Here is an 8217-nt window from a genome sequence, read left to right as displayed (position 1 = left end):
GAAAATAATATAAATTTCAAGATGTAGTTGTTCTTCATTATTAAAATTTTTGGGACATTTTTCGGAAAGAAATGAGCAAAACAGATCCGCAAAAAAAACCCTAAAAAAAAGTTAATGAAGTTATAATCCTACAAATGATGTATTCAAATTGAATTTGGATACGTGCTTATTCCTTAAATGCAAGGTGTAAACATAATAATCTATAGGAACCTGTAGAAGGGGCTTTTTCAAGTCAAGAATAAGATGTTTTTCTATATCAAGTAAAAGTGCTTTAGGGTGTAAACAATCATTTTATGCATAAACAAAATGTCCCTTATTTCTCCTTATCCTATTCTCATATTTCGAAATTTATCTTTCAATAATTTAGAATAACGTCATAATTAAATTGAGATTGAAATCGCAAAAAGTATTGCATAACAATAAAATTTCTCTGGTTGTATTATTCTAAATTTTAGTGGATTTGACTTTCACAGTCAAAATTCAGAAGAAGAACCATTGGATCAATAGGAGTATTGGCAGTTTAACAACCTGAATTACGAGAATTATATTTTTCTCATTAAGAGCCTCCTGATATCACTGATTCTTCTTGTCTGAACACTCGTCTGTTGTTTTCCTGGCCATTTTCATTTTGAGATTTTGCATGTCTTCGCTAACCTTTTTTTCAATAACCCTAGCGTAAATTTGTGTGGTGGATAACTTATTGTGACCTAGAAGCTTAGAGACTGTTTCCAACGGCACCCCATTTGTTAAAGTAACTGTGGTTGCAAAGGTATGTCGTGCCATATGAAAAGTGAGATTTTTCTTTATTTGACATAGATAGGCTATTTCTTTTAAGTATGAATTTACCTTTTGGTTCGATAATGTGGGCAATAGCGTTCCAGTAATTGATGTTCGACGACATTTTTGATACTTTTCTATTACCTCAAGAGCCTGAGGTAGTAGAGGAACTTTTACAGAGGTAGAAGTCTTTTGACGACTGGTTATAATCCAAAGATTTCCGTCCTCTCCTTCTACAATGTTTTTCTTGGTTAGTAACATAATATCCCCAAAGGAGATTCCGGTATAGCAGCTAAAAACAAATAGATCCTTAACCTGAGTTAACCTTTCCACTGAGCAGGATAGTTTTTCTAATCTTTCCAGTTCGTTTTGTGTAAGGAAATCTCTTTCTTTCTTGATTATTTTAGGTTTGAATTTTACAAATGGATCTTTTGTAATCCATTCCATATGAAAGGCCATGGTTACCATCTTTCTCAATCTCTGAATATGTTTCATGATGGTGTTGTTGCCAATTTGTGCTTGATAATGTTTCGGCTTATAGGAGCGCAAAAAGCTTTCGAAACCAATTATAAAACCATAATCAAGATTTTTAAGTAGGTAGTCTTTAGATTTATACTCTTTTTGAATGTACTCCATAATATAGTTTTGACTCGTCTTGAAGTGGCGCATAGTAGCAGGATTCAGAACGTGTTGCATCTTTTCATTATGATATGCTATTAATTCCTTTATTGAGGTATGATTCTCATCTTCTCCTAAAAAACGAGATTTTACGGATGTAGCGCTAACTGCCTCATTGTTGGCTTGGAGGTCCATGTAAGACTGAAAAATTTGCGTCCTTGTTTGTTCGATGAACCGATTTATCTGGAGTGAACCTGGATCTTTGGATTTTAATCGTCCTTTGTTTTTATCCCATTTTTTTATGTCAACTTTTGTTTTTAAACTGATATTAACTCTTTTCCGGTTGACGACAATTCGGGCATAAATTTCGGCCATATTGTCTTTAGCTCTGGAGGAGTTAACCCAGAACAAGATAGAAAATGTTTGTTTTGAAGTCATAGTTGTTCGTCTTAAAGGTGAATAATCAGTAAAGACGAAAGTCAAATCAACTATATAAGAAAGTTAATAATTTTAACAAAGCGGTCAACAAATTTCTTAAAACTATTTTTGTTGACCGATTTGTTGACCTCGTAATTCGATATTAATCAATATTTTTTAACATTAATTAACATCAAAAAAAATAAAAAACCCTGTAAATCAGTGAGTTACAGGGTTTGTTGAAGTGGATATAGTGACCTCGACAGGATTCAAACCTGTAACCTTCTGAGCCGTAATCAGATGCGCTATTCAGTTGCGCCACGAGGCCGTTTTGCGGGTGCAAATATAGGCTATTTTATAAAAAACGAAAATATTTTTGTGCAAAATAAAGTATTTTTTGTCTACCGCGTTTCTGTTGCTGTTCTCACTGAGATATAATCTCTTGTTAGTGGGGGTACTAAAAGAAAAGTCTGAAGCGCTAAAGTTGTGAAAATTAAAGAAATGATCTGGTGATAAGCCTGCTGGGCTTGTATAGTACCCTGCAAATACTATATTTGCTATATGGCAACACTAGATGAGTTCATTGCTCAATTCGCCTCCTTCGTATGGGGCCTTCCGCTTTTAATCTTACTTACCGGTGGAGGATTATACCTTCTTATTCTTTCAAAATTTCTTCCCTTTCGTTACCTGGGGCATTCCATAGAGGTACTTCGGGGAAAGTATGATGATCCAAACGATCCCGGCGAGATCAATCATTTCAAGGCGCTTTCTACGGCACTTTCTTCTACCATTGGGATGGGGAATATTGCCGGCGTTGCAGTGGCTATCGCTATTGGAGGTCCGGGTGCCATGTTCTGGTTGTGGATAAGTGCCATTATAGGTATGGCTACCAAATTTTTCACCAATACCCTGGCCGTCATGTACCGCGGAAAAGATTCTGAAGGGAAGCTACAGGGTGGCCCCATGTATTTTATTACCGAAGGACTCGGGAAAAAATGGTGGATCATGGCAGCTTTTTTCAGTGTAGCAGGCCTTGTGGGGGCTTTACCGGTCTTTAATGTCAACCAACTTACCCAGGCTATAAATTATATTCTTTTAACACCTAATGGGGTTGAAGTCACGCTAACATCCAACCTTATCATTGGAGTGATTCTGGCCATAATTACTGCAGTGGTGATTTACGGGGGTCTTAATAGAATAAGTAATACGGTTTCAAGAATGGTTCCGGTTATGGTGGGGCTTTATTTTGTGGCCGTGCTTATTATTTTGTTCGTAAATCTTGAGCAGGTGCCATACTACTTCAAACTTATTTTTACTGATGCATTTGCAGCAGAAAATTACGCCGGAGAGCCATTTTTGGGAGGTATGCTTGGCGGACTCATAATTCTGGGTATACGGCGTGGTGCTTTTTCAAATGAAGCCGGGATTGGAACCGCTCCCATGGCACACGGAGCTGCTAAAACCGCCGAGCCAGTACGCGAAGGCCTGGTCGCTATGCTGGGGCCGGCAATAGATACGCTCGTTGTGTGCTCCTTAACCGGAATGGCGATTCTTGTCACCGGGGTTTGGCAAACCCACGATGTGAATGGGGTGAGTTTAACCGCTGCCGCCTTTGATGCATCTATACCTTTCTACGGAAATTATCTGCTGCTCATTTGTATCGCCATCTTTAGTATATCTTCCCTGTTTTCTTATTCTTACTACGGAAGCAAATGTCTTTCCTTCTTAATTGGGGCCAAAAACAAGCATTACTACAACTACTTCTATATTCTGAGTATACTCCTGGGGGCAACAACATCCCTAAGTATGATGATAAACCTCATCGACGGATTTTTTGCTTTAATGGCTATTCCTACAATGACAGCCACACTAATCATGGCACCTCGGGTACTGAAGGAGGCAAAAAGATATTTTTTAAAACTGAAGGAGTCGGGAAAACCTCTTAACCAAAGGTAATCACCCTACGCTCATCATGACTTTGTTGCGCCGCTTCTATGACCTTTATGACGTCTCTGGCCTGTTGAGGTGACACTGCAAGAGCTTCTGCCTGGGTAAGGGCGTTATACAGGTTTTGGTACAGGAAAGGGTAATTGCCGCGCTCACTTTCTAAAAACTTTTCTTCTTCAACAGTATTTAGCCTGCCCCAAATATCTTTGGGTTCCACACCCCATTCTGAAGTGTTTTGTGGTTTAGCACCTTTTTTAAGATATTCTTCCTGGGGGTCAACACCATATTTCACAAAACTTCCCTTCGTACCAGAGAGCTGGTAAGTGGGGCCTTTTTCCTTTACAAGCATTCCTGCTTTTAAAGTAACTTTCAGGTTAGGGTAGAAGAGGAGAAGTTCAAAAGCATCGGGTACCGTGGCGTTGTCCCGCTGGGTCCTAATATCGGCAAATACTTCATGAGGAAGTCCGAAGAGACAAAGCGCCTGATCAATTAGATGACTTCCCAAATCATAGAGAATTCCGCTTCCGGGGTTCTCTTTATCCTCTTTCCAGCCGGTTTTTACTTTGTTTCTAAAGCGATCAAAATGGGCTTCATATTCAACCACCCTTCCTAAAAGGCCATTTTCAACTACCTTTTTTACAGTTAAAAAATCACTGTCCCAACGCCGGTTGTGGTGCACGGTGAGCAGTAAATTTTGTTGATGTGCCAGTTTTATAAGTTCATTTGCTTCTCGTACATTGGGAGTAAAGGGTTTTTCAACCAGTACATTTTTCCTTGCTTTTAAGGCTTTTTCAGCAAAAGTATAATGGAGATGGTTGGGTAATACTAAAATGATGAGATCAATTTCGGGATCTTCCAGTATTTCTGAATACTCTCCTACGATCTCAACCTCCGGAAAGTCTTTTTTTGCGGCTTCAACATTGGTAGGGTTGGAGGTGAGGATCTTTTTTACTGTAAATCCATCAACGCTCGATAGGATTGGGGCATTATAGATGCTCCCGCCGGAGCCATAACCTGCAAAGGCAGTATTTACCTGCTTCATTTTTGTTTCAAGATAAAAATTTCTGAAGAATATTGGGCTCTTAAAATGCCATTTTTGACACCCTTCTTTATTTTTTCTGATTTTCCTCCACGTTCTGAAAGAAGAATTTTCGAAGAGGCTCCAGATTTTTGATCTTAAGAGTGCACGCCACTGTTAAAGGTTTGCGGCAAAAATGAATTACGTGCTCAAACTTTTGGGCTTTTACAGCATCCTGATGGTTGATTGAAGATGTCACCACCACTACGAATACCTGGGCCTGCATAGGTTCTTTTTTGAGTCTTTTCAACACCTTCCAGCCGTCAAGTACGGGCATGTTGAGGTCGAGCAAAACCAGGAAGTGTTTTCCGGGTTTGTCGTGCTTCCTAAGATAGTCAAGCGCTTCCTTACCGTTGTAGCAAAGTACCGGAGAATGTTCAATTCTGGAAGATTTCAGACTGCTCTTGTGCAATAAAGTCACTACTTTATCGTCATCTACTACCAGAATTTCCAAACGACCTGAATTATCTGGCTTCAACATTAATCTTTTCAGTTTTTTCTACAATATTCCGAATAATATCATCGAGCTCGTTAGCCGATTCTTTCATGTGAAATAGGATCTCTTTTTTTGACATTTCCTCAAACAACTCTTCTTCCAGCAGGTGTAAAAGGCCTTTTATGCGTGCCAGTGGGGCTCTTACCACGTGAGACTGTTCCCAGGCAATTTCCTTTAGCACCTTATTTTGTTTTTGAACTTTCTGCAAAAGCCTTCTGGAGTTCGTTACATCGAGCACCGCGCCCACCATTCTCGTTGCTTTGCCGTTGCTGTCCCGTAAAATATAACCGCGATCTATGATGTGGGCAATCATGCCATCGGCTTTTACAAACCTGTATTCCAGTTTCCATTTTTTGACCCCGGTATTGTTTATGGCATCGGCAAGAGAGCGTTGTACCTTACCCCTGTCTTCGTCAACCACTTTCCTGAGCCAAAAGGCGTGTACTGTTGTGGCTTCGTTGGTGTCATAACCAAAGATCTTCTTATAGCCTTTACTTCGTGTTACCGAATCGGTATCTATCTCCCAGTCCCAAATCATTTCATTGGTGGCTTTCATGGCCATCTTAAAACGTTTGTTGGCGACCTTTAAGGCCTCCCTTTTTGTGATTATTTCTGAAATATCGCTGGTGGCACCAATAAGCCGTAGTGCCTTACCGGTATAATCTCTAATGATGTAACCGCGATCTACCACCCGGGCATAAGTGCCGTCGGCTTTCCTAAAGCGGTATTCTGTTTTTATAAAATTTTCGTTTGGATTGGAAATTACAATTGCCAGTTTTTTCTTTTCAGCCTGTTTATCTTCGGGGTGCACATTATTTCTCCAGAAATCATATTGATCTACTGCTTCCGCAGAATAGCCAAACAACTCCTGTGGTCCTCTGTGGAAACGGGTGACTTTGTTTTTCACAAGATCCCAATCGTAAATAAGATCTTGCGTGGCCGTTGCTGCCAATTGATAGCGTTCGTTAATATGCTCAATTTCCCTGGCCTGCTCAATCACCATGGTAATATCAAGAGAATTGGCTACAATTCCTTTAACGGCAGAATCGTTTAATAGATTGGTAGCGGTGGTCTGTACCCACCGATATTCACCATTTTTATTCTTAAATCTAAAAGGTGAGATTTTCACCTGTTTTTGATTCTTTAACTGGTAGAACTGTTGGTTTACCCTGGGCCAGTCTTCAGGATGAATGAAATATTGTGCATTCTTCCCTATGAGCTCCTGCGGATCTAAACCAAGAATCTTCTTGTAGTTCTCACTTACAAAAGAATAGCATCCATAAATATCTAAAATCCCAATAAGATCGGCACCTTCCTGAACCAGAGCCCGAAATTTTTGTTCACTCAATTTAAGTTCTTCCTCGCTTTGTTTGGCTTTCTTAAGAGCGGCATTACGTTCAAAAGCATTAGTCAGGTTTTGGGTAAGACCCTTTAAAAAGGTAATTTCTTCTTCTTTCCAGATGCGCTGATACGTACAGTCGTCAAACCCCACAAAGCCGGTAAGTGAATCTCCTACGAAAACTGGCAGTAACAACATAGATTTTATTTGCTGCTCAATAAAAATTTCTCTTAGCTCACCAGGAGCAAGTTCGTCTAAAATAGCAGTAAATGGAAGGTTTTTTACAAGGGGACCAGTAATTTCCTGTACCTTCTTTATTGGCATATTCTGCAGCTCCTTATTATCAATTTGAGGAATGGTTTTTTCGCTGCACCATTCTACCTTTTGACTTATCAATATTTCACCGGTTTCAGGGTCGGAGTTTGCCTCAAAATAGTACATCCTGTCGACTTCAACGGTTTCGGCTATGACTCCAAAAGTTTGTTGAAGTGCTTCCTGATTAATTTCTTTTTCAAGGAGGGAACTTACAAAAGCTGCGTTCACTTCAAGAAAACGGCTTTTCTCCATAATCACCTTTTCGCTGTGCTTTAGCTGAGTGATATCTTTAGCAATTCCATGAACCTCGGCTACACTGCCCTCTAAAAACATAGGCATTAGCAGGATCTTAAGAGCAACCAGGTTGCCTGTAGCCGCTAGGAATTCGGCTTCAAATGAGGTTACTTTTCCTTGACGGGACCTTTCAAAATGTTCAATAACGAGGTCCTGGTCATGAGGGGTGCAAAAATTTATAAAGTTACTTTTGATTAACTCTTCTGCAGGTAAGCCGGCCATCATGGCAAGGCTCTCATTGACATGTAGAAAATTTCCCTGCATGTCAAGCCTGTAAAGCCCGTCAGGGTTACTCCTTATAAAGTTCTTGAATTGTTGGCGGCTTAAACTGAGCTCTTCTTCAATTTCTTTATCGCGTTTCTTGCGTTTATTCTCTGCCGTAACTTCCCGGGCGCAGTGCAGGATCACTTCCACTTTTCCGGCTTCGTTCTTTATTGGGAAATTCTGAGAACTGAAATAGCGTTCTTCAAGTTCTCCCGTAACTTTATTTTCTACGTCGTACCGGAGGTCGTTTACCTCTTCTTTTTCTCCTAACCTTATAACTTTTTCTAAAGTTGCAAAGAAAGAGTCAGGTCCATATTCGCTGAGGTTGGGATTGGAAGAGAAGATTTCCCTGCTGTCTTTGCCTAATAGATCTTCCCGGGATCTACCCAATAATTCAAGATAGGCCGTATTAGCCTCTACCATCATGAATGCACTGCACTCTTGAGGTTCTAAAACCAAACAGGCAAAGGGAATGGCTTCAAAAATTTCTTTCCAGCAGTTTTCTCTCATCGCAGGGGGACACAAGTATAAAACCTGCCTTTGCTCCTAATTTTTTGTTAAAGGCGAAACAAATATAAACAAAATATATTCCCTCGACCTATTGAAAACTACGAAGTTGGGTCGTTAGGCGACAAAAAAGTCCTCTTTGACCTGTAGGGTAATAAATAAATG

The 8217-nt window shown here is 39.9% G+C and carries 5 protein-coding genes and 1 tRNA gene; 1 reads left to right on the top strand and 5 read right to left on the bottom strand.

All coding sequences use genetic code 11. The features are described 5' to 3' along the window. Window positions 1-573 precede the first annotated feature (573 nt). A complete protein-coding gene (locus tag OQ279_RS14735; protein WP_266070769.1) occupies window positions 574-1833 on the bottom strand; it encodes a site-specific integrase in 1260 nt (419 codons plus the stop codon). A gap of 233 nt (window positions 1834-2066) precedes the next feature. After that, window positions 2067-2140 (bottom strand) — tRNA-Arg (locus OQ279_RS14730). A gap of 233 nt (window positions 2141-2373) precedes the next feature. Between OQ279_RS14730 and OQ279_RS14725 the strand changes: the two genes are divergently transcribed. Then, window positions 2374-3768, top strand: a complete 1395-nt coding sequence (locus OQ279_RS14725) for an alanine/glycine:cation symporter family protein (RefSeq protein ID WP_266070768.1) — start codon at window positions 2374-2376, stop codon at window positions 3766-3768. Here the strand turns inward: OQ279_RS14725 and OQ279_RS14720 are convergent. From OQ279_RS14720 to OQ279_RS14710, 3 genes are all read right to left on the bottom strand, one after another. Further along, window positions 3755-4801 (bottom strand): Gfo/Idh/MocA family oxidoreductase, encoded by a 1047-nt coding sequence (locus tag OQ279_RS14720; protein WP_266070767.1) that lies wholly within the window; start codon window positions 4799-4801, stop codon window positions 3755-3757. The genes OQ279_RS14725 and OQ279_RS14720 overlap by 14 nt on opposite strands. A gap of 67 nt (window positions 4802-4868) precedes the next feature. Next, window positions 4869-5318 carry a response regulator gene (locus OQ279_RS14715; protein ID WP_266070766.1) on the bottom strand — a complete coding sequence of 150 codons (450 nt, stop codon included), beginning with the start codon at window positions 5316-5318 and terminating at the stop codon, window positions 4869-4871. Continuing rightward, window positions 5302-8055 carry a PAS domain-containing protein gene (locus OQ279_RS14710; protein WP_266070765.1) on the bottom strand — a complete coding sequence of 918 codons (2754 nt, stop codon included), beginning with the start codon at window positions 8053-8055 and terminating at the stop codon, window positions 5302-5304. Before OQ279_RS14710 ends, OQ279_RS14715 begins: the two co-directional genes overlap by 17 nt. Window positions 8056-8217 lie beyond the last annotated feature (162 nt).

The sequence above is a fragment of the Salinimicrobium profundisediminis genome, from assembly GCF_026241755.1.
GTDB lineage: Bacteria > Bacteroidota > Bacteroidia > Flavobacteriales > Flavobacteriaceae > Salinimicrobium > Salinimicrobium profundisediminis.
Note: the sequence above shows the minus strand (reverse complement) of the source record. Positions and strands in the feature narration are given on the sequence as shown.